The sequence below is a fragment of the Peteryoungia algae genome, assembly GCF_030369675.1.
GTDB classification, from domain to species: Bacteria; Pseudomonadota; Alphaproteobacteria; order Rhizobiales; family Rhizobiaceae; genus Allorhizobium; species Allorhizobium algae.
The window spans coordinates 1,114,827-1,133,745 of record NZ_CP128477.1; the positions used below are offsets into that span (position 1 = coordinate 1,114,827).

Below are 18,919 nucleotides of genomic sequence, written 5' to 3' on the forward strand. Positions count from 1 at the left end.
TTACTCAGTCCGGAGCCTCACATTGCGTCCAGACGTTGCCGCACTTGCTGCCTCGCCTAGGGGTGGCGGCTTCGACATCGACACCCTTCCCTCGCCCGCAGCCTGGGTTAGCCCGGATGGATTCGTCCTGGCGCTGAACCCGGCGATGCGCGACTGTCTCGACATTGAAACAGGCCGTCCGTTCTCGGACGGTTTACGCTCCGAAGATGTCGGCGCCTTCGATCTTGCATTGAAGCGACTGACATTGGGGAACCCCTCGGCATCCGTCGAGGTCAGGGGCAGCGGCGAGCGGCAATCCGCCTTCATTGCCTCGCTGGCGCAGCCACAGCATAACGACCCGACCTGCGCAATCCTGCTGCAACTGATCGAGATCACCCGCTTGCGGCAGAGCTTCGATGCCCTTGCCGAGCGTGAGAGCCGCTGGAACCACGCCCTGGTCGGTTCGGCATCAGGTGTCTGGGACCAGCGCAACAACGGCGACATGTATTACTCGGACGTCTGGCGGTCGATCCGTGGGCTGGGACCAGACGACCCCATCGCGCAGAACATGGAGGACTGGCTCAAGCTCATCCATCCGCAGGACCGCGAGCGCGTGCGCCATTCGATTGAACGCCAGAACGAGGGCGATCCGGACTACACCACGTTCCAATACCGCGAAATGCACAAGGACGGGCACTATATCTGGATCGAATGCCGCGGCGCCTGCGTGGAGCGGGATGAAGACGGACAGCCGGCGCGCATCGTCGGCACGGATACGGATGTGACAGCCCGAAAGGCGCAGGAGGCATGGCTCGAAGGCCTGTCGCGGCGCCTGAAACTGGCGGTCGACATATCGCGCATCGGCATCTACGAAACCGATTACGACATCGGGGTCAGCGAATGGGACCACCGCATGCGGGAGATCTTCGAGGCTCCCCTCGACGAGGACGTGCGTGTCGGCGATTTCTGGGAGCGCAAGTTGCATCCCGATGACCGCGAGCGGACGCTCGCCTATGTCGAGGCCAAGATGGCCGAGCTTAAGCCCTTCACTGACGACTACCGCATCATCGCCAGCGATGGCAGCACCCGGTACATCCGCGCCAACAACCTGCCTTACGTCGATAATGACAGGCACCTGAAGATGATCGGCGTCAACTGGGACGTGACCGAGGACCAGCGCCTGCGGCAGGAACTGGAACGTCAGAAGGCTCTGGCGGAAACGCGCAACGCAGAACTGGACCAGATCCGGATCGACGCCGAATACTCCGCCCTCCACGACTACCTCACCGCGCTGCCGAACCGCCGCTATCTCGAAGCACGCCTCGACGAACTCCGGCAGTCGGCCAGTGCGCACAGCCGCGGCATCGCGGTGCTGCACATCGATCTCGACCGGTTCAAGCAGATCAACGACACGCTCGGCCATGGTGCCGGCGACGCGATGCTGAAACATGCGGCCCGCATTCTGCGCGACAACATTCGCCCGACGGATTTCGCCGCCCGAATCGGCGGCGACGAATTTGTCGTTCTTCTGGACTATGACGGCGAGAACGGAGTGCTTTCGGCGATTGCAGAGCGCATCATCGCCGAAATGCGCCAGCCTGTCTGGCACAATGGCCAGGAATGCCGCTTCGGCGCAAGCATCGGCATCGCCTGTTCCGTGGACCGCAGCTCCGACCCCCGCGCATTGCTGCAGAACGCCGACATCGCCCTCTACAATGCGAAGAACCAGGGGCGTAATCGCCACGAATTCTATACCCAGTCGAGCGGCAGGCTGCTGGCGGATGCGCGACGGCTGTCGAGCGAACTCCTGCGCGCGCTCGAAAACGACGAGATCATCCCCTTCTATCAGCTGCAATTCGAGGCCCGGACACGGCAAATCTCGGGTGCGGAATGTCTGGCCCGCTGGCGCCACCCGACTCACGGCATTCTCGGACCGGAGCGCTTTCTCGCGGCGGCCGAGGAATGCGGCGTCCTGGCCCAGATCGACCAAATCATTCTTGAAAAGTCCCTCGCCGATGTTGCCGCGTGGCGCGAAGAGGGCCTCGACCTGCCGAAGATCTCCGTCAACGTCTCGGCGAGGCGCCTGATGGATCCCAATCTCGCAAGCGGCCTCGCCGCCCTCGATATCAAGCCGGGCCAGGTCTCCTTCGAACTGCTGGAAAGCGTCTTTCTCGACCGGCAGGATGCTGCCGTGATGACCAATCTGGAAACCTTGCGCAGGCTTTCGATCGACATCGAGATCGATGATTTCGGCACGGGCCACGCCTCGATCGTCGGGCTGCTGAACCTGAAACCGAGCACGCTCAAGATCGACCGCCAGTTGATCGAGAACATCCCGAAGAGCCAGGAGCAACGCATCCTGGTCATGTCCATCATTCAGATCGCGCGCTCTCTCAAGATCAAGGTGACCGCCGAGGGCGTCGAGACCGAGGAGCACGCCCGTATCCTGAAGCGACTGGGCTGCGACGTGTTGCAGGGTTACGGCCTTGCCCGGCCACTTGACGCCACGGCGATCGCCGAGCTGCTCCGCGCACGCAAAAAAGCCGCCGCCACCTGATCGGGGGCGGCGGCTTCAAACATTAAGTCCGAGACTCAGGTGTTCTGAATCTGCTCGATAGCCTGTCCGAGGAACTCGACCATCTTGGCGCGCAGCTCCTCGTCGGTGATGGACACGCCACCGGCGACCAGGTCACCCATGACCTTGCGGATGACATCCTCGTCGCCGGCTTCCTCGAAATCGGCCGCGATGACTTCCTTCGCATAGGCGTCCGGGTCAGCCTTGCCGAGCAGACCTGCCGCCCAGAGACCGACGAGCTTGTTGCGACGCGCTTCGGCCTTGAAGCGCAGCTCCTGATCATGGGCGAACTTGTTTTCGAAAGCCTTTTCGCGATCACTCATGCCGCTCATATCGATCTCCCGTTTTGTGCCGTCATTGTGCGGTTTGGTTTCCCCATTAATCAAAAGGGAGTACAAAGTGCAATGCAAACTTCCGCGATTCTGGGCGAGCCGCCCGCAACGCGACGTTTTGGCAGGAAGGGACGAACTCCGCATTGTGAAAAGCCGGGTTTTCCGTTAAGGGACCGCTTCAAAGACCGATCCACAGCATCCGCGCCAACCGCGCCGGGATGCCAACAACAGAGAAAATCACCCATGAACCGTCGCCGCCGCGTTTACGAGGGCAAGGCAAAGATCCTCTATGAGGGTCCCGAGCCCGGCACGCTGATCCAGTTCTTCAAGGATGATGCAACGGCTTTCAACAAGAAGAAGCACGAAGTCATCGACGGAAAGGGCGTTCTGAACAACCGCATCTCCGAATACGTCTTCACGCATCTGAACAAGATCGGCATTCCGACCCACTTCATCCGCCGCATGAACATGCGCGAGCAGTTGATCAAGGAAGTCGAGATCATCCCGCTTGAGATCGTCGTGCGCAATGTCGCCGCCGGCTCGCTCTCGACCCGCCTTGGCATCGAGGAAGGCATCGTTCTGCCGCGCTCGATCATCGAATTCTACTACAAGTCGGACGCACTCGGCGACCCCATGGTCTCTGAAGAGCACATCACCGCCTTCGGCTGGGCCAATCCTGCCGAACTCGACGACATCATGGCACTCGCCATCCGCGTCAACGACTTCCTGTCCGGCCTCTTCCTCGGCATCGGCATCCAGCTCGTCGACTTCAAGATCGAATGCGGGCGCCTCTACGAAGGCGACATGATGCGCATCATCCTGGCCGACGAGATCTCGCCGGACAGCTGCCGCCTTTGGGACATCGAGACGCGCGAGAAGCTCGACAAGGACCGCTTCCGCCAGGATCTGGGCGGGCTTCTCGAAGCCTATCAGGAAGTGGCGCGCCGCCTCGGCATCATGAATGAAAACGAACCGATCCGTGGCACGGGCCCGGTTCTCGTCAAGTAAGCTTTGGAGAAGAGATCAGTGATCAAGGCACGTGTCACAGTCACCCTGAAGAACGGCGTTCTGGACCCGCAGGGCAAGGCCATCGAGGGGGCGCTCGGCGCCCTCGGTTTCGACGGCGTCGGCCAGGTCCGTCAGGGCAAGGTATTCGATCTCGAACTCGCCGGCGACGACAAGGCCAAGGCAGAGACCGAGCTGAAGGCCATGTGCGAAAAGCTCCTCGCCAACACGGTTATCGAGAATTATACTATCTCCATCGCCTGAGGGTTGAGGGAGATGCATGATGGCCGAAGTCGCCAGCGAATTGATGTTCGAGCCTCTGAAGAAGCTCAATCAGCGATTTGACAAGGTGGACTTTGCCATCAGCGAGTTGCGCGCGGACAATCAGACAATGCGCGCGCAATTGCATGCACTGCAGGGTGACGTGAACAACCTGCGCGCAACCGTCGGACACTTTGAAAGCCGATTTGACCGCATCGACAATCGTCTGGAACTACGCGAGTTCCAGGAAGCCCAGATAAGGTTTGAGCCACAGCCATGAAATCAGCCGTCGTCCAGCTCCCAGGCCTCAACCGTGACCGCGACATGATCGCGGCTCTCACCAAGATCTCCGGCCATGCGCCGGTGACGATCTGGCAGACCGAGACCGAGATCCCGGATGTCGACCTGATCGTCATCCCCGGCGGCTTCTCCTACGGCGACTATCTGCGTTGTGGGGCCATTGCCGCCCGCATGCCGGTCATGCAGGCAATCAAGGACAAGGCCGAAAAGGGCGTCAAGGTCATCGGCGTCTGCAACGGCTTCCAGATCCTCGTCGAAGCCGGCATGCTGCCAGGCGCCCTGATGCGCAACACCTCGCTGAAGTTCGTCTGCAAGGAAATCAAGCTCGAGGTCGTCAACGCCGATACCGACTTCACCCGTGCCTATGCCAAGGGTCAGATAATCCGCTGCCCGGTCGCGCACCACGACGGCAACTACTTTGCCGATGCCGAGACGCTGAAGGCGATCGAAGGCAATGGCCAGGTCGTGTTCCGCTATGCCGATGCGACAAATCCGAACGGATCGATGAACGACATTGCCGGCGTGATCAACGCGAAGGGCAATGTCCTTGGCATGATGCCGCATCCGGAAAACCTGATCGAAGCGGCCCATGGCGGCAATGACGGTCGCGGTATTTTCGCCTCGGCACTGGACGTGATCGCGGCCTGAGGTAAGCCTCGCTTAACCACCGCCCTTTAAGGGAAGACGGCAGCCAGCCGAAAGAACGCCCATGCGCCGCTTCGCCTTTTTCGTCATCCTCCTTGCAGCAGCCGGCCTTGCGGCCTGCAAGCCGGAGGCACCGCGACCACCTACAGGTGGACAGTCAGCGCTCGACATCATGGAAAAGGTGGCCGTCGGCGCAAACCGCTGCTGGTTCAAATCCGGCGACCCGGCGTTCAAGGCCTATTCGCTCGCCCCGGAACTCACGTCCTTCTCCGGCCGCCCCCGCATCCTGCTGGTGCGCAAGGGCTCACCAGACATCCGTCCGCTCCTTGTCGTACAGGCGGAAGGCCGCCCGGCGCGTCTCGATGCCTTCGGCCCACTGATGAACGAAACGCTTGCGCCACGCATCCAGAAGGATGTCGTGCGCTGGGCAAACGGCGCCAAGGACTGCTGATCAGACCGGCGGCTGATAAAGGCGTTCGACCAGCAACAGACGCGACTTTCTGATTTCGCGCTCGGCCATGTCGGGCGAAAGGCCCACATCTCGCAATTGCTCCTCGGTCAACTGCGCGAGATGAATGCGCGTTCGCCGCTGCCGCCGCCTCAGTGTCGAAGCCGCTCCGACGGCCCGGGCAATGGCCATCAGCCATGCCAGCCGCGCCGGACGAACGGGATCATTGTGCGAATTTGATGTGATTGTATCTATTGTCACCATGATGGAAACTCCTAAGGGCTAGTCCGTCGGCATGACCGTATGAATTGACTCCCATGCCGTGACAATCTATAGAATTGTCATCATGACAAATTGGCTCCCCTCTCTTGAAGCCGGCACCGGTCCGCTGTATGTGCGCATCGCCGATGATGCGGAAAACGCCATCAAATCAGGCGCATTGCCTCTCGGCGCCAAATTGCCCCCGCAGCGCGATCTCGCCTATGATGTTGGGGTGACAATAGGGACAATATCCCGAGCCTATGCCTTGTTGCGTGAGCGCGGCCTGGTCAATGGCGAGGTCGGGCGCGGCACTTATGTGCAGGGCACGGACGACCAGGGATCGGCCACGCCGCGTGACCCGGTGTCGATCCACTACGGCGGCACCCGCGCCATCATTCCGCCGCCGGGCAAGCTGCGCTTCGACACCACGGCTGCCATCGACGTTGGACAGGCCGATATTGTCGGACGCATCATGGCCGAGATCGCCTCCGCGCATCCGGGTGAGATTTCAAGCTACACCCGCACCCTCTCCCCAGATTGGCTCGAGGCAGGGCGGCAATGGCTGTCTTCGGGCAACTGGACGCCGGACCCCGAACAGATACTCCCCCAACTGGGCGTGCATGCCGGCATCAACGCCGTTATCGCTGCTGTGAGTGGCGCCGGTGACCGGATCGTGTGCGAGCACCTCACCTATTCGCAAGTCTCGCGCAGCGCGAACCTGATGGGACGACAGATCGCACTGGTCGATTCCGACGCCGACGGCATTCTGCCGGAGGATTTCGAGCGTGTCTGCGCCCGCGAACATCCGAAGGCTGCCTTCATCATGTCGTCGGGCCAGAACCCGACGCTGGCGAGCCTTCCGCTCTCCAGGCGCAAGGACATTGTCGAGATCGCCCGCAAATACAATGTCTGGCTGATCGAGGACTATCTCTATGGCGGCATGATCGCAGACGAGATCCCGCTTCTGGCCGAACTGGCGCCGGACCGCACCTTTCTGCTCAACGGATTGTCGAAATGCGTCGCCGCCGGCGTACGCGGCGGCTGGGTCGCCTGCCCGCCGCATATGAGCCAGCGCGTTCGCGTCACCCAGAAGATGGTGAGCGGCGGCCTGCCCTTCCTCCTTGCCGAATTGTCCGCAAGACTTGTCTTGTCCGGCGCGGCTGGCGATATTCGCGGCAAGGTGCTCGCAGAAATCGGCGCGCGGGAAGAAATCGTCCGCCAGTGCTTTGCCGGAAAGGATTTTCGCTCGCACCCGCGCCTGCCCTTCTTCTGGCTGAAGCTGCCGGAACCCTGGATGTCCGGAACCTTCAAGCAGGCCGTTCTGGATGCCGATGTCCTGATTGATGATGAAGACGAGTTCAAGCCAGCCCGCTCGGCGCGCGTCTTCCACCATGTCCGGGTCGGTTTCAGCGAGGGACGCGATCGTGCGATTTCGGTGGAAGGGCTGAAGACGGTTCGGCGCGTCCTCGACCAGTCCCCGCTGGGCACCAGCGCCATCGTCTGACAGCGATCCTCTCCATCCGCCATCGCCACGAAAGCGGCAGGAAAGGCCGGATTGCGCGCATTTTTCAAGTGCGCCGGGCGCAGGCTTGGGTTATAGCCTGCCTCGAAACCGATCTCCCACCGATCTCCCATTGCCCTGAGAGCCAGATGACCGTTTCCAACTCCCGTCCCATCACCGCAGAATTGATCGCAAGCCACGGCCTGAAGCCGGATGAATACGATCGCATCCTGAACCTGATCGGACGCGAGCCGACCTTCACCGAGCTTGGCATCTTCTCGGCCATGTGGAACGAGCACTGCTCCTACAAGTCCTCGAAGAAGTGGTTGAAGACGCTGCCGACCAAGGGTCCGCGGGTTATCCAGGGACCGGGCGAAAATGCCGGTGTCGTCGACATCGACGATGGCGATGTCGTCGTCTTCAAGATGGAGAGCCATAACCACCCGTCCTACATCGAACCCTATCAGGGAGCGGCAACCGGCGTCGGCGGTATCCTTCGCGACGTCTTCACCATGGGTGCCCGTCCGGTGGCCGCCATGAACGCCTTGCGCTTCGGCGCGCCTGATCATCCGAAGACCAAGCATCTGGTGGCAGGTGTCGTCGCCGGTGTCGGCGGCTATGGCAATTCCTTCGGCGTGCCGACAGTCGGCGGTGAAGTCGAATTCGACGCCCGCTACAACGGCAATATTCTCGTCAATGCATTTGCCGCCGGCCTTGCCAAGGCGGACGGCATCTTCCTGTCGGAAGCCAAGGGAGTCGGCCTTCCCGTCGTCTATCTCGGCGCCAAGACCGGCCGTGACGGCGTCGGCGGCGCCACAATGGCATCGGCCGAATTCGACGAATCGATCGAAGAGAAGCGCCCGACCGTGCAGGTCGGAGACCCCTTCACCGAAAAGTGCCTGCTGGAAGCCTGCCTCGAGTTGATGCAGACCGGCGCCGTCATCGCCATTCAGGACATGGGGGCTGCCGGCCTCACCTGCTCGGCGGTCGAAATGGGCGCAAAGGGCGACCTCGGCATTGAACTCATGCTGGACAAGGTGCCGGTGCGCGAGGAGCGCATGACGGCCTATGAAATGATGCTCTCGGAGAGCCAGGAGCGCATGCTCATGGTGCTTGAGCCCTCCAAGGAAGAGGTCGCCAAGGCGATCTTCGTCAAATGGGGGCTCGACTTCGCCATCGTCGGCTACACCACCGACGACCTGCGCTTCCGCGTCATTCACCAGGGCGAGGAAGTCGCGAACCTGCCGATCAAGGAACTGGGCGACGAAGCCCCGGAATATGACCGTCCGTGGATCGAGCCGAAGACCCCGGCCCCGCTGGCCGAGAACGACATTCCGGCAGGCGACGTGACCGACGCACTTCTGAAGCTCGTCGGCTCGGCCAACAACTCCTCGCGCCGCTGGGTCTACGAGCAGTATGACACCCTGATCCAGGGCAACTCCCTGCAGCTTCCAGGCGGCGATGCTGGCGTCGTCCGCGTCGAGGGTCACGCCACCAAGGCGCTCGCCTTCTCCTCTGACGTCACCCCGCGTTACGTCGAGGCCGACCCGTTCGAAGGCGGCAAGCAGGCTGTCGCCGAATGCTGGCGCAACATTACGGCGACCGGTGCACTTCCGCTCGCCGCCACCGACAACCTGAACTTCGGCAACCCCGAGCGGCCCGAGATCATGGGCCAGCTCGTCTTTGCCATCAAGGGCATTGGCGAGGCTTGCCTGGCGCTCGACTTCCCGATCGTGTCCGGCAATGTCTCGCTCTACAACGAGACCAACGGCCAGGGCATCCTGCCGACCCCGACCATCGCCGGCGTCGGCCTGATGAAGGATTGGTCGAAGATGGCCCGCATCCGCTTTGCCGCACAGGGCGAGGCGATCCTGCTCGCCGGGGCTCCGTCTTCCTGGGGCACCCATCTCGGCCAGTCGGTCTATCTGCGCGACATTCATGGCCGCACCGACGGTCCGGCGCCTCATGTCGATCTCGCCCATGAGAAGAAGGTCGGTGACTTCGTGCGCGGCCTGATCCAGGATGGTCTCGCGACCGCCGTGCACGACTGCTCGTCGGGTGGCCTCGCGCTCGCCGTTGCAGAAATGGCCATGGCCTCCGGCATCGGCGCCCATGTCAATGCCTTGAACGACGCCAACCCGGTGGCTGTCTTCTATGGCGAAGACCAGGGTCGCTACGTGCTGACGGTCAAGGAAGCAGACGTCGACACGGTCCAGGTCCGCGCTGAAGCCGCTGGCATCTTCTGCCCGTGGATCGGCCGCACGGGCGGTTCGAACGTCGTGCTCGGCGATGCACGTGCCATCGCCGTCGAGGAATTGAAGAAGGCGCATGAAGGCTGGTTCCCGGCCCTCATGGAAGGCGAACTCGCCTAAGGCCTTCGATCACATGCCTGTGGAGCATGGGGTAGGTGCCACCTACCCCATTGAAAGACTTCGGCGAATGCACGATAGTTCTCGCATTGCTGATTTGCATGAGGGATCCGTTTTATGCCGATGAAACCAGGCGACATCGAAGACATGATCAAGGCCGGCATTCCGGGGGCGAAGGTCGTCATCCGCGATCTCGCCGGAGACGGTGATCACTACGCTGCCGAGGTCGTCGCCGAAGCTTTTCGCGGCAAGAGCCGCGTCCAGCAGCACCAGATGGTCTATGATGCGCTGAAGGGCAATATGGGCGGCGTCCTGCATGCGCTGGCGCTGCAGACCAGCATTCCCGACTGAAGGGACTGCCGTTCTTGAGGGGATATCCAAGGCCTGCCGTTCATCGGCAGGCCTTATTCATGACCTGGGGTCAATGACCGGAGCGCGTGTCGATTGCAGCGCTTCGAAGCTCTTCGCCGGCAGTGGCCCCGCTGTCATGAGGGTAAAGTCGAAGCCGCTCGGCTGATCGGGGCCGAGCACATATTGCCGGTGCATACGCAGAAAATCGCAGCGGTTCTTTTCATAGCGCTCGATCGACATCGCATGTTTGAAGCGGATGAAGACGAGCTTCGGCTGTGGCGCGTCCGCATGGCCCGAGAGTGCCACGGTATTGCATTTGTAAAGATGGATAGGATCGGTCAGGCACTGAATGTCGAACCAGTCCACATCCGGCTGGCGCGCGAGGGCGCCGATACGACTGCGCAGCAAGGCCGCCTCTGACAAAAGGCTGCATTGCAGGGCGGCGCCCCCCAATGCGACGAAGACGATCCGTCGCCCCATGAGAATGTCGGGCGCCTTCTCGAGAAGTCGAGCAATCACCGAGATGGCAAAATTCGCACCCATGCTGTGGGACGTCACAAGGATCTCGTCCGACGGCTGCCTCAAGGCCTCGACCGCCTGGTCTACCGCCCGCTCGATCAGGGATGAGACCTCCGGCCGGTCTTCCGCGATGGCGACCGCGAGCCGCCAGTCGGCCAGCAGATGCAGCACGTGGTAGCGGTTGGAAAACGGAATGACGCCGTAGCGGAACACGAGTACGCCCGCAGGCACTGTCAGGAGAAACCACCAGGGCGAGAGATCAAGGACCGATGGGATCGCCGCGATATTGACCCCGAGCGCCATACCGGCAGACAGGAACAGGAAAGGAAAGAGGAAGAACAGGCCGAAACGCCAGGCATGGCGAAAATAGCCCCAAGCGCCGCCCTGACGCACGACATCAAATCCGGCCTTGAAACCCTTTGCGACCTGCATCCAGACCGGTTCGGACCGCATTGCGGTGATCAGCGCATTGTGGTCGAAGACATGAATACCGGAACGCGTCGTCCAGCCGGCAACTTCTGCATCAACCGGAAAGTGCGCACCCGCGCCATCGACGGACAGCGCCCCGACGTCGAAGCGCGCCTGCCAGACCGAACTGGTCTGTGCGGCCGAGCGCTGATAGCGCCGACGATGGGCTTCGGCGTCCAGTGGTTCGAAACCCGGAAAATGCAGGACAATGCGGCTATGGATCATCTAGACGGTCACTCGATCGACGGCAGGCGGCCGCATGGGGCGCTTGCTAGACGAGAATTACGCTGATTAAAAGAGCGCATGGAACAAAACCATTCAAGACCGCGGGCGCAAGGGGACTAATATGGGGGATCTGCTGGGAAACATTGTCAAGGACGTCGTCGAGGGCGTGCTGAAGGAGATCCTGAAAAAATCGAACCGCAGCGGCACGACTCGCCGCCGCAAGCGCCAGAGCCGCTCCGCGACAACGGGACGTTTCGTGCGCAAGACGACGAAGCGCGTGAAGGCCCCGGCCCGCAAGCAGGTGAGCCGCCGCCGCACCACCGCCAAGCGCAGCCGTTAATTCCGGCATTGCCGCAAACTCGCCACTGGCAAAAGCCGATCCGTATTGCTATTTCTACGGCAAATCGAAGCTGCCGCCTTGAACGGCATGTGAAAGGACAGATAACATGAGCGCCCACGAATTCATCGAAAACGAAGTCAAGACCAACGACGTTGTCCTGTTCATGAAGGGCAGCCCGCAGTTCCCGCAGTGCGGTTTCTCTGGCCAAGTCGTCCAGATTCTTGATTATCTCGGCGTGGACTACAAGGGTGTGAACGTGCTGGCCGACATGGAAATCCGCGAAGGGATCAAGGAATTCTCCAGCTGGCCGACCATTCCGCAGCTTTACATCAAGGGCGAGTTCGTCGGCGGCTGTGACATTGTCCGCGAGATGTTCCAGGCCGGCGAACTTCAGAAACATTTCGAAGACCAGGGCATCGCCGTCCGCGGCGCCGCCTAAACCTACCGGCCGCAAGGCCTCTAGACAATCTCCAGGTCATGAAGGCGTTGTTCCCAGCAACGCCTTCATGCCGTTCCAAGGTCAAAATTTATGTCAGATTCATTACAGCCCACCCCCAAGGTCCTTGGGGGCATGGGGCGCGTCGAATTCATTGCGCTGATGGCTTTCCTCATGGCGCTCAACGCGCTGGCCATCGACATCATGCTGCCGGGCCTGCAGGAAATCGGCGCCGCACTCAACGTCGAGAACGAGAACCATCGCCAGTATGTCGTGTCGGCCTATCTGCTCGGCTTCGGCATCGCCCAGCTCTTCTATGGTCCGATCGCCGATCGCTTCGGCCGACGGATGCCGATGATCATCGGCCTTGCGATCTATGTGGTCTCGTCGCTCGCCGTCGTCATGGTCCCGTCCTTCGAGTCACTGCTCGTCCTGCGTTTCATCCAGGGCATCGGCTCGGCGGCCACCCGCGTCATCACCGTGTCGATCGTCCGTGACGTCTTCGGCGGACGTCAGATGGCGGAAGTCATGTCGCTGATCATGATGGTCTTCATGGTCATCCCGGTGGTCGCCCCGGGCACGGGCCAGGTCATCATGCTCTTCGGCGACTGGCACTGGATCTTCGTTTTCATGGCGCTGATCGCCGTGATGGTCGGCGTCTGGATGTATGTCCGCCTGCCTGAAACACTCGCGCCGGAAGACGTGCGTCCATTTACGGTCAAGGTGATCTTCGACGGCTTCCGGATCGTGCTGACCAACCGTGTCGCCCTCTGCTACACGATCGCCAGCACCTTCATTTTCGGCGCCCTGTTCGGCTTCATCAACTCGGCCCAGCAGATCTATGTCGGCATTTATGGCCTTGGCGTCTGGTTCCCCGTCGCCTTTGCCGGTGTCGCCCTGTTCATGGCGCTTGCATCCTTCGTCAACGCCAAGCTCGTCGGGCGGTTCGGCATGCGAAAGCTGTCGCACGGCTCTCTGATCGGCTTCATCACCATCAACTTCATCTGGCTGGTGGTGCAGCTCGTCGGTCCGGCGCCAATGCCCTTTGCACTCTTCATCACCCTCTTTGCGCTGGCGATGTTCCAGTTCGGCTGGATCGGCTCGAATTTCAACTCGCTCGCCATGGAGCCGCTCGGTCATGTGGCCGGCACGGCATCCGCAGTGCTCGGCTTCATGGGTACGATCGGTGGATCGATCATCGGCGCGACCATCGGCCAGGCCTTCGACGGCACGGCGTTGCCAATGGTCGCCGGCTTCTTCATGGTCTCGGTTATCGGCCTCGTTTTTGTCCTGATCGGGGAGAAGGGCCGTCTGTTCCAGGCTCAGAACAAACCGGTTTAGTCGAAACGCCCTCTTTGAAACGTGAAAGGCCCGGTCGATGCCGGGCCTTTTTTTCAGTCGACGGTGAAAATCCGCTCCCGCAATTCCTGCCATGCGTCCGCATCAGCCGCGATCAGGAGGCCACCCGACGTGTGGTGCGGCAGGTAGGGCGAACCGTCGAACCGCGCCACATGCGCGCCCGCCTCCTGCATCATCAGGGCCCCGCCGAGATGATCCCAGGGCATCAGCTTGTTGTACATGGCGAAATCCATATGCCCCTGGCCGAGCAGGCGATATTCATGCGCCGCGCAGCGGTAGCTGGTGAAGAGGCGGACCTCTGCGAGGTTGGAGAGGATCTTGCGGCGCATGTCGATATCGAAGAAACCGGTATTGGCAATGCCGATCATCTGTTCGAGCGCACCGCTCGGCCGCATGAACATCTGCTCCTGAGAGCCATCAGTACGATAGAGCCAGGCACCCGATCCCTTTTCGCAAAGCGCCCAGTCATTGCCGATCGGATCATAGATGATACCGGCGACTGTCTCGCCCTTGGAGACAACCGCAAGCATGACGCCGAACAAGCTCAGCCCGGAGGCAAAGTTGAACGTTCCATCAATGGGATCGACGACGACGGCGAGATCGGCATCCTTGAGGCGCTCGAGAAGGGCCGGGTCTGCGGCGACCGATTCTTCGCCGACGAACAGCGCGTCCGGCATAAGGGATTCGATTCCCTTTCGGATCAATCGCTCGGCAGCCTCGTCGGCTTCGGTAACGAGGTCGATGGCCTCCGTCTTCATCCGGATATCGCCATCGCCGAGGTTGCGAAAGCGCGGCAGAATCTCCTCGACGGCAGCCTCCTGCAAGAGATTGGCTAGGGCGGCGATGTCGATGGCGGCAGTCATGAGGCGTCTCCTGATGCTTGAGGCAAGGCACGATGTGTCGCGCCATCCGGTCGCCCCCGTTCTAGCCCGTCGACAATGGTGAAGTATAGGCAGAAAGCCGCGCCAAGCTGATTGTCACCCGGCCTGATTCATGCATGATTTCGAAACAGCTACATTTTCAGGACCACCACACGACATGTTTTCCAGGCGCGCCCTTCTCTCCCATGCATCGCTGATCCTCGCCGCCTCTGTTCTGCCAGCCGAGGCCGCAAAACCTCGCAAGCCGAAGCTCGCCACCGGCCAAGTCTATCTCTTTCGCGGCTTTGCAAATATCTTTTCGACGGGGCTCGATACCCTCGGAAAGAGGCTCGCCAAGGATGGCATCCAGGCGGAGGTCCTGTCGCTGCCCAATGCCCAGGCCTTCGCCCGAAGGATCGCTGAGCGATACCGCGCGTCGAAGGATGCCCGCCCGATCGTGCTCATAGGCCACTCCCTGGGCGCGGACATGACCTTCTCGGTGGCAAGCGCGCTGCAACCGATGAAGATCCCGGTGGCGTTGATCCTGAGTTTTGATCCGACGGGCAAGGGTCCCGTCCCCCGCAACGTAAGGAAGACGCTGAACTTCTACACCGGTGGCGAAAACCTGTGGTCCCCGGTCTTGCCGGCGCCCGGATTCAAGGGCGAACTGGCCAATATCAACCTGCGCCAGGGCGAGGCGGCCATCAAGGGCATCGGCCACTTCAACATCGACAAGAACCCGGAGCTTCACCATCGGGCGATCAAGGAGATCACCCAGGCCCTTCGCAGGCGCTGACAGGTTTCAGAATATCCCGGGGACAAGCCGCTTGGTGCGGGCGCAATAGGCGTCGTATTCGGCACCGAAACTCTCCCGCATCATGGCCTCCTCACGAGACTGGCGCACCGCATAGAGCGCGACCACGGCGCATAGGCCGACAAGACCGGCGATCCAGTTCGGGATCAGCAGGGCCTGCGTGAGACCCCAGAGCAGGAAAGAGGCATACATCGGATGCCGGACATGGGCGTAGACGCCCTGGGTGACCAGCTGATGCCCTTCGCGCACTTCGAGCGTCACGGACCAGTTCTTGCCCAGATCCTTGTGGCTGCGGCGGAACAGCCAGAGAAAGGCAATGCCCGTTATGGTGCCCAGAAGAACCTGCACGATCCCCTGCCCGCGATCGGCAAAACCATCGAAGACATCCAGCCGCCATGCGATCGGCATGACCACGAGGGCAAAAGTGCAGAAGGCCAGAAGCGAGATATCGAGCGTCGAGCGGCGGTCGACCTGTGTCTTCTGGCGGCGTGCCCGACGCATGGCCGGATAACGCATCGCGCACCATGTCACCAGCATCAGGGCCCAGAGGATGAAGGAAATGCGCGTCATGATACTGCCTCTGCCGTTTTGCCTGCCTCTGCCGAGATCGGCAGCGCATCGCCTCTTACGGCCTCGATTGGCCGGGTGCCACAGCAGATCATGAAGAAATCATAGAAATAGCGCCGGCTGTTCGCCGAAATGAACTGATAGTGAACCCGAAAGAAGTTCTTCTTCACGCGTCGATAGGTGTCCCGCTCGAGCATGTCGCGGACACGCACCTGCATCTGTCGCGGAAACGCGTCGCCGCGCCGATGCGAGAGCCCAGCGCGTGCATAGGGGTCGCATTTGTAGAAGTTGATGATGTCGGTGAGCGCCTGGAACTCCGTCCAGACGACCCCGGGATGAGATGCCAAGGCTTCGAGCCGCATCCGGGCCCGTTTTGCCGCCGGATGCAGGGCCACCTTGAGCGAGGTGGATCCGACGGTGACCAGCTTGAAGTCGACAGGCCTGCCCTCCACCACCAGTCGCTCCGCAAGCTGGTGAGCGACATCGAGGATGAGGGCGCCACCGGTCGAATGCCCGACAAGCAGTATCTCATCATAGTCCGCAGCCGCGATCCGCTCTGCAATCAGCCCGGCCCAGCCGTGGATGCGCGCATCCATCACGGGACGGCGGCAATGCAGATGCTCGCGACTGAAGGACCAGAGATCCATGAGGTGAAAGACAAAGTAGCGCCGCCCGATGAAACGACCGACGGCATAAGCAAAAGCAGCACCGACGATCGCCGGCAAAACCGGCCCACCGGGAAGGGCCAAGAAACCGGCCAGCCGATAGGCGGCTGTTGCGAGCCAGGCGAAGACGAGCAGCATCACGAAGGGGTAGAGAAAATACAGTGCGAATCGCCAGTTGGTCGCAAAGAAGCGGAACATCGTGCCGCTCAGCACATAATCGAAGAAGGCAACGAGATAGGCGAGCAGCCTGACGACGAAGGGCCGCGCACCGTCATGCTTCACAATATCGTCGAAGCTCAGAAAGCTGATCTCGGAGCGGCAGGCGCCATCCGGACCGCGATAATCGACGGCTGCGGTCGTGACCGAGACCTGCGCATGCTCCACCGGCTTTTCCAGCGTCGCTTCGACCGACCAGCACTTGCAGAAGCGATCCATCTCGCGCCCGATGCGCCGGAAAAAACCGGCTGCGTCGTTGCGTTCATACCCTCCGACGAGAAACACGGCACGCCTCGACACCGAAGGCTGAGTGACCTCAGACATTCCTACTCCCACGAATTCCCGGAGCCGCGAAGCAGTGCTCGCAGTCCCTGTCCGGATGCAATGTGCAAGAAGCCCCCTGCGCAGTCCAGCCTCGGAACCCGATCAACATGCGACGGGAGGATTTTTCTTGTGTCTTTACAAGTGAGATGGCGCCGACCGGGGCAGTGCTGGGCTCAATCCGGCTTCGTTGCCATCAGTCCGGCAAAATCGAAGAGCTTCGGATCCAGCAGATGCGAAGGATCGACATGGGCGAGAGCCCTGAGCATCGCATCTTTGCGGCCCGGCATCTTCGATTCGATCCCCGCCAGCATCTCCTTCATTGCATTGCGCTGCAGACCGTCCTGGGAGCCGCAGAGATCGCAGGGGATGATCGGGAACTGCATGGCCTGGGCAAAGCGCGCCATGTCCTCTTCGGCGACATAGGCGAGCGGCCGCATCACGAAGAGATCCTTCTCGTCGTTCAAGAGCTTTGCCGGCATGGCTGAAAGTCGGCCGCCATGGAAGAAATTCATGAAGAAGGTCTCGAGGATATCCTCGCGGTGGTGGCCGAGCACGAGGGCGTCACACCCCTCCTCCCGCGCAATCCGGTAGAGATTGCCGCGACGCAGGCGCGAACAGAGCGAGCAATAGGTGCCGCCGCTTGGCACCTTTTCCTTCACGATCGAATACGTGTCGCGATACTCGATGCGGTGCTTGACCCCGATCGAAGCGAGATACTCCGGAAGCACGTGTTTCGGGAAATTCGGCTGGCCCTGGTCGAGATTGCAGGCGACGAGTTCGACCGGCAACAGGCCACGCCATTGCAGATCAAGCAGGATGGCGAGCAGGCCGTAGCTGTCCTTGCCGCCGGAGAGACCGACCAGCCAGCGCGTCTGGCCCTTCAGCATGTCGAAATCGGCAATGGCCTGGCGCACCTGGCGGATGAGCCGCTTGCGCAGCTTGTTGAAGGACACGGAGCGTGGCGCATTGGCAAAGACCGGATGGACCGTCGAGAGGTCGAGCGCATCCTCGCCGTCGAATGCTGAGGCATCCTGACTGTCGATCATGTTGACGAGGTTCATCTTCGGCTCCGGCCCGGCAGCAATGGTGGCCATGCAATGCCCGTTGCAGCCGTGAAGATCAAGCCCCGAAGACCGACCAGCCCGTGCGGGTTGCGAGCATCTCAAGCGCAGTCGAGCCGAGCGCCGAATTGCCCACCTCGTTGAGACCTGGCGACCAGACGGCAATCGACGCCTTGCCGGGCGCAACCGCGAGGATGCCGCCGCCGACGCCGGACTTGCCCGGCAGGCCGACATGATAGGCGAAATCGCCCGAACCGTCATAGTGGCCGCACATCAGCATCAATGCGTTGATGCGCCGCGCGCGCTTCGGCGAGACGACCGAGAAGCCGGTCAGCGGATTGGTGCCGCGATTGGCGAGAAACAGGCCGGCATGCGAGAGTTGGACACAGGAGAGTGCCAGTGCGCACTGGTGGAAGTAGACGCCGAGCGTATGTTCGACCGGATGTTCGAGATTGCCGAAGCCACGCATGAAATTGGCCAGTGCAAAATTGCGGAAGCCGGTTCTCTGCTCTGACTGGGCCACCTTCTCGTCAATCGACAATGTCTCGTCATCGGCGAGGTAGCGCATGAAGCGCAGATATTCGCCGATCGCCTCGCGCGGCGCATGACCTGCCAGCACCATGTCCGTGACGACAATCGCACCGGCATTGATGAAGGGATTGCGCGGGATGCCATGCTCGCGTTCAAGCTGGACGATGGAGTTGAAGGAGGAGCCCGAAGGCTCGCGCCCCACCCGTTTCCAGACCGATTCGCCCGCCTTGCCGAGCGCAAGCGTCAGCATGAAGACCTTGGAAATGCTCTGGATCGAAAACGCCGTGTCGGCATGACCCGCCTTATAGGTCTTCCCATCCACGGTGGTGATCGCGATGCCGAACTGTTTCGGGTCGACGCGGGCGAGTTCCGGAATGTAGTCGGCCACCTTGCCTTCGCCGAGGCGCGGCTCAAGCACGCTGACAATCTCGTCGGCGATCAGCTGCAGATCCATCTCTTACCCCTTACCCGCGTCCGTACCGCGTCATCTTCCCCGGCGAGCGCTGC

General features: G+C 61.4%; 21 protein-coding genes. 13 read left to right on the plus strand and 8 right to left on the minus strand.

Annotated features, from left to right (window positions below):
* The first annotated feature begins 22 nt into the window (after window positions 1-22).
* The gene (locus QTL56_RS05620) at window positions 23-2,536 is read left to right on the plus strand and encodes a sensor domain-containing protein (RefSeq protein WP_245136742.1); all 2,514 of its coding nucleotides are present in this window, start codon (window positions 23-25) and stop codon (window positions 2,534-2,536) included.
* 35 nt (window positions 2,537-2,571) lie between these two features.
* On the opposite strand, the gene QTL56_RS05625 is transcribed toward QTL56_RS05620, so the two are convergent.
* Window positions 2,572-2,886: a DUF1476 domain-containing protein gene (locus tag QTL56_RS05625; RefSeq protein WP_229575625.1), complete on the minus strand. Its 315-nt coding sequence runs from the start codon at window positions 2,884-2,886 to the stop codon at window positions 2,572-2,574.
* A 243-nt stretch (window positions 2,887-3,129) separates the two neighbouring features.
* Here QTL56_RS05625 and purC point away from each other — a divergent pair, with 243 nt between their 5' ends.
* The 5 genes from purC (at window position 3,130) to QTL56_RS05650 (ending at window position 5,548) form a co-directional block, all read left to right on the plus strand.
* Window positions 3,130-3,894, plus strand: a complete 765-nt coding sequence (gene purC, locus QTL56_RS05630; protein ID WP_113459581.1) for a phosphoribosylaminoimidazolesuccinocarboxamide synthase — start codon at window positions 3,130-3,132, stop codon at window positions 3,892-3,894.
* Window positions 3,895-3,912: 18 nt separating this feature from the next.
* Entirely contained in the window at window positions 3,913-4,155 is a 243-nt protein-coding gene (gene purS / locus QTL56_RS05635; protein ID WP_113376567.1) for a phosphoribosylformylglycinamidine synthase subunit PurS, read from the plus strand.
* Window positions 4,156-4,174: 19 nt separating this feature from the next.
* Window positions 4,175-4,432 (plus strand): hypothetical protein, encoded by a 258-nt coding sequence (locus QTL56_RS05640; RefSeq protein ID WP_245136741.1) that lies wholly within the window; start codon window positions 4,175-4,177, stop codon window positions 4,430-4,432.
* The gene (purQ, locus tag QTL56_RS05645) at window positions 4,429-5,100 is read left to right on the plus strand and encodes a phosphoribosylformylglycinamidine synthase subunit PurQ (RefSeq protein ID WP_245136740.1); all 672 of its coding nucleotides are present in this window, start codon (window positions 4,429-4,431) and stop codon (window positions 5,098-5,100) included. Before QTL56_RS05640 ends, purQ begins: the two co-directional genes overlap by 4 nt.
* A 61-nt stretch (window positions 5,101-5,161) precedes the next feature.
* Window positions 5,162-5,548: a hypothetical protein gene (locus QTL56_RS05650; RefSeq protein ID WP_245136739.1), complete on the plus strand. Its 387-nt coding sequence runs from the start codon at window positions 5,162-5,164 to the stop codon at window positions 5,546-5,548.
* On the opposite strand, the gene QTL56_RS05655 is transcribed toward QTL56_RS05650, so the two are convergent.
* Window positions 5,549-5,809: a YjiS-like domain-containing protein gene (locus QTL56_RS05655; protein ID WP_245136738.1), complete on the minus strand. Its 261-nt coding sequence runs from the start codon at window positions 5,807-5,809 to the stop codon at window positions 5,549-5,551. It lies immediately after the preceding gene.
* Window positions 5,810-5,891: 82 nt separating this feature from the next.
* Here QTL56_RS05655 and QTL56_RS05660 point away from each other — a divergent pair, with 82 nt between their 5' ends.
* The 3 genes from QTL56_RS05660 to QTL56_RS05670 all read left to right on the plus strand — a co-directional run bounded on the left by QTL56_RS05660 (window position 5,892) and on the right by QTL56_RS05670 (window position 10,027).
* Entirely contained in the window at window positions 5,892-7,310 is a 1,419-nt protein-coding gene (locus QTL56_RS05660) for an aminotransferase-like domain-containing protein (RefSeq protein ID WP_245136737.1), read from the plus strand.
* A 146-nt stretch (window positions 7,311-7,456) separates the two neighbouring features.
* The gene (purL, locus tag QTL56_RS05665) at window positions 7,457-9,679 is read left to right on the plus strand and encodes a phosphoribosylformylglycinamidine synthase subunit PurL (protein ID WP_245136736.1); all 2,223 of its coding nucleotides are present in this window, start codon (window positions 7,457-7,459) and stop codon (window positions 9,677-9,679) included.
* A gap of 114 nt (window positions 9,680-9,793) precedes the next feature.
* Window positions 9,794-10,027 (plus strand): BolA/IbaG family iron-sulfur metabolism protein, encoded by a 234-nt coding sequence (locus QTL56_RS05670; protein WP_054149753.1) that lies wholly within the window; start codon window positions 9,794-9,796, stop codon window positions 10,025-10,027.
* Window positions 10,028-10,084: 57 nt separating this feature from the next.
* Here QTL56_RS05670 and QTL56_RS05675 read toward each other — a convergent pair whose 3' ends face one another.
* Window positions 10,085-11,239, minus strand: coding sequence for a hypothetical protein (locus tag QTL56_RS05675; protein ID WP_245136735.1), 1,155 nt, complete (start codon window positions 11,237-11,239; stop codon window positions 10,085-10,087).
* Window positions 11,240-11,360: 121 nt separating this feature from the next.
* Between QTL56_RS05675 and QTL56_RS05680 the strand changes: the two genes are divergently transcribed.
* From QTL56_RS05680 to QTL56_RS05690, 3 genes are all read left to right on the plus strand, one after another.
* The gene (locus QTL56_RS05680; protein WP_245136734.1) at window positions 11,361-11,579 is read left to right on the plus strand and encodes a hypothetical protein; all 219 of its coding nucleotides are present in this window, start codon (window positions 11,361-11,363) and stop codon (window positions 11,577-11,579) included.
* 106 nt (window positions 11,580-11,685) lie between these two features.
* Entirely contained in the window at window positions 11,686-12,018 is a 333-nt protein-coding gene (gene grxD, locus QTL56_RS05685; RefSeq protein ID WP_229575634.1) for a Grx4 family monothiol glutaredoxin, read from the plus strand.
* Between the two features lie 132 nt (window positions 12,019-12,150).
* On the plus strand, window positions 12,151-13,356 hold the full coding sequence (locus tag QTL56_RS05690) for a multidrug effflux MFS transporter (RefSeq protein ID WP_245136733.1): 1,206 nt from the start codon (window positions 12,151-12,153) through the stop codon (window positions 13,354-13,356).
* A 53-nt stretch (window positions 13,357-13,409) separates the two neighbouring features.
* Here QTL56_RS05690 and QTL56_RS05695 read toward each other — a convergent pair whose 3' ends face one another.
* Window positions 13,410-14,237 carry an inositol monophosphatase family protein gene (locus QTL56_RS05695; RefSeq protein ID WP_245136732.1) on the minus strand — a complete coding sequence of 276 codons (828 nt, stop codon included), beginning with the start codon at window positions 14,235-14,237 and terminating at the stop codon, window positions 13,410-13,412.
* 175 nt (window positions 14,238-14,412) lie between these two features.
* Between QTL56_RS05695 and QTL56_RS05700 the strand changes: the two genes are divergently transcribed.
* Window positions 14,413-15,030 carry a thioesterase domain-containing protein gene (locus QTL56_RS05700; RefSeq protein WP_245136731.1) on the plus strand — a complete coding sequence of 206 codons (618 nt, stop codon included), beginning with the start codon at window positions 14,413-14,415 and terminating at the stop codon, window positions 15,028-15,030.
* Window positions 15,031-15,036: 6 nt separating this feature from the next.
* Here QTL56_RS05700 and QTL56_RS05705 read toward each other — a convergent pair whose 3' ends face one another.
* The 4 genes from QTL56_RS05705 to QTL56_RS05720 all read right to left on the minus strand — a co-directional run bounded on the left by QTL56_RS05705 (window position 15,037) and on the right by QTL56_RS05720 (window position 18,866).
* Window positions 15,037-15,618 carry a protein-S-isoprenylcysteine O-methyltransferase gene (locus QTL56_RS05705; protein ID WP_245136730.1) on the minus strand — a complete coding sequence of 194 codons (582 nt, stop codon included), beginning with the start codon at window positions 15,616-15,618 and terminating at the stop codon, window positions 15,037-15,039.
* On the minus strand, window positions 15,615-16,820 hold the full coding sequence (locus QTL56_RS05710) for a lipase (protein ID WP_245136729.1): 1,206 nt from the start codon (window positions 16,818-16,820) through the stop codon (window positions 15,615-15,617). Before QTL56_RS05710 ends, QTL56_RS05705 begins: the two co-directional genes overlap by 4 nt.
* A 173-nt stretch (window positions 16,821-16,993) precedes the next feature.
* Window positions 16,994-17,881 (minus strand): tRNA 2-thiocytidine(32) synthetase TtcA, encoded by an 888-nt coding sequence (gene ttcA, locus QTL56_RS05715; protein WP_370660346.1) that lies wholly within the window; start codon window positions 17,879-17,881, stop codon window positions 16,994-16,996.
* Between the two features lie 58 nt (window positions 17,882-17,939).
* Window positions 17,940-18,866, minus strand: a complete 927-nt coding sequence (locus tag QTL56_RS05720) for a glutaminase (protein ID WP_229575640.1) — start codon at window positions 18,864-18,866, stop codon at window positions 17,940-17,942.
* Between the last annotated feature and the right edge of the window lie 53 nt (window positions 18,867-18,919).

Coding starts and splice junctions, on each gene's coding strand:
- grxD (WP_229575634.1), top strand. CDS start 11,686: ATGAGCGCCCACGAATTCATCGAAAACGAAGTCAAGACCAACGACGTT.
- QTL56_RS05720 (WP_229575640.1), bottom strand. CDS start 18,866: ATGGATCTGCAGCTGATCGCCGACGAGATTGTCAGCGTGCTTGAGCCG.
- QTL56_RS05695 (WP_245136732.1), bottom strand. CDS start 14,237: ATGACTGCCGCCATCGACATCGCCGCCCTAGCCAATCTCTTGCAGGAG.
- QTL56_RS05670 (WP_054149753.1), top strand. CDS start 9,794: ATGCCGATGAAACCAGGCGACATCGAAGACATGATCAAGGCCGGCATT.
- QTL56_RS05625 (WP_229575625.1), bottom strand. CDS start 2,886: ATGAGCGGCATGAGTGATCGCGAAAAGGCTTTCGAAAACAAGTTCGCC.
- QTL56_RS05700 (WP_245136731.1), top strand. CDS start 14,413: ATGTTTTCCAGGCGCGCCCTTCTCTCCCATGCATCGCTGATCCTCGCC.
- purL (WP_245136736.1), top strand. CDS start 7,457: ATGACCGTTTCCAACTCCCGTCCCATCACCGCAGAATTGATCGCAAGC.
- QTL56_RS05710 (WP_245136729.1), bottom strand. CDS start 16,820: ATGTCTGAGGTCACTCAGCCTTCGGTGTCGAGGCGTGCCGTGTTTCTC.
- QTL56_RS05675 (WP_245136735.1), bottom strand. CDS start 11,239: ATGATCCATAGCCGCATTGTCCTGCATTTTCCGGGTTTCGAACCACTG.
- QTL56_RS05650 (WP_245136739.1), top strand. CDS start 5,162: ATGCGCCGCTTCGCCTTTTTCGTCATCCTCCTTGCAGCAGCCGGCCTT.
- QTL56_RS05640 (WP_245136741.1), top strand. CDS start 4,175: ATGGCCGAAGTCGCCAGCGAATTGATGTTCGAGCCTCTGAAGAAGCTC.
- QTL56_RS05680 (WP_245136734.1), top strand. CDS start 11,361: ATGGGGGATCTGCTGGGAAACATTGTCAAGGACGTCGTCGAGGGCGTG.
- QTL56_RS05705 (WP_245136730.1), bottom strand. CDS start 15,618: ATGACGCGCATTTCCTTCATCCTCTGGGCCCTGATGCTGGTGACATGG.
- purQ (WP_245136740.1), top strand. CDS start 4,429: ATGAAATCAGCCGTCGTCCAGCTCCCAGGCCTCAACCGTGACCGCGAC.
- purC (WP_113459581.1), top strand. CDS start 3,130: ATGAACCGTCGCCGCCGCGTTTACGAGGGCAAGGCAAAGATCCTCTAT.
- QTL56_RS05660 (WP_245136737.1), top strand. CDS start 5,892: ATGACAAATTGGCTCCCCTCTCTTGAAGCCGGCACCGGTCCGCTGTAT.
- ttcA (WP_370660346.1), bottom strand. CDS start 17,881: ATGAACCTCGTCAACATGATCGACAGTCAGGATGCCTCAGCATTCGAC.
- QTL56_RS05655 (WP_245136738.1), bottom strand. CDS start 5,809: ATGGTGACAATAGATACAATCACATCAAATTCGCACAATGATCCCGTT.
- QTL56_RS05690 (WP_245136733.1), top strand. CDS start 12,151: ATGGGGCGCGTCGAATTCATTGCGCTGATGGCTTTCCTCATGGCGCTC.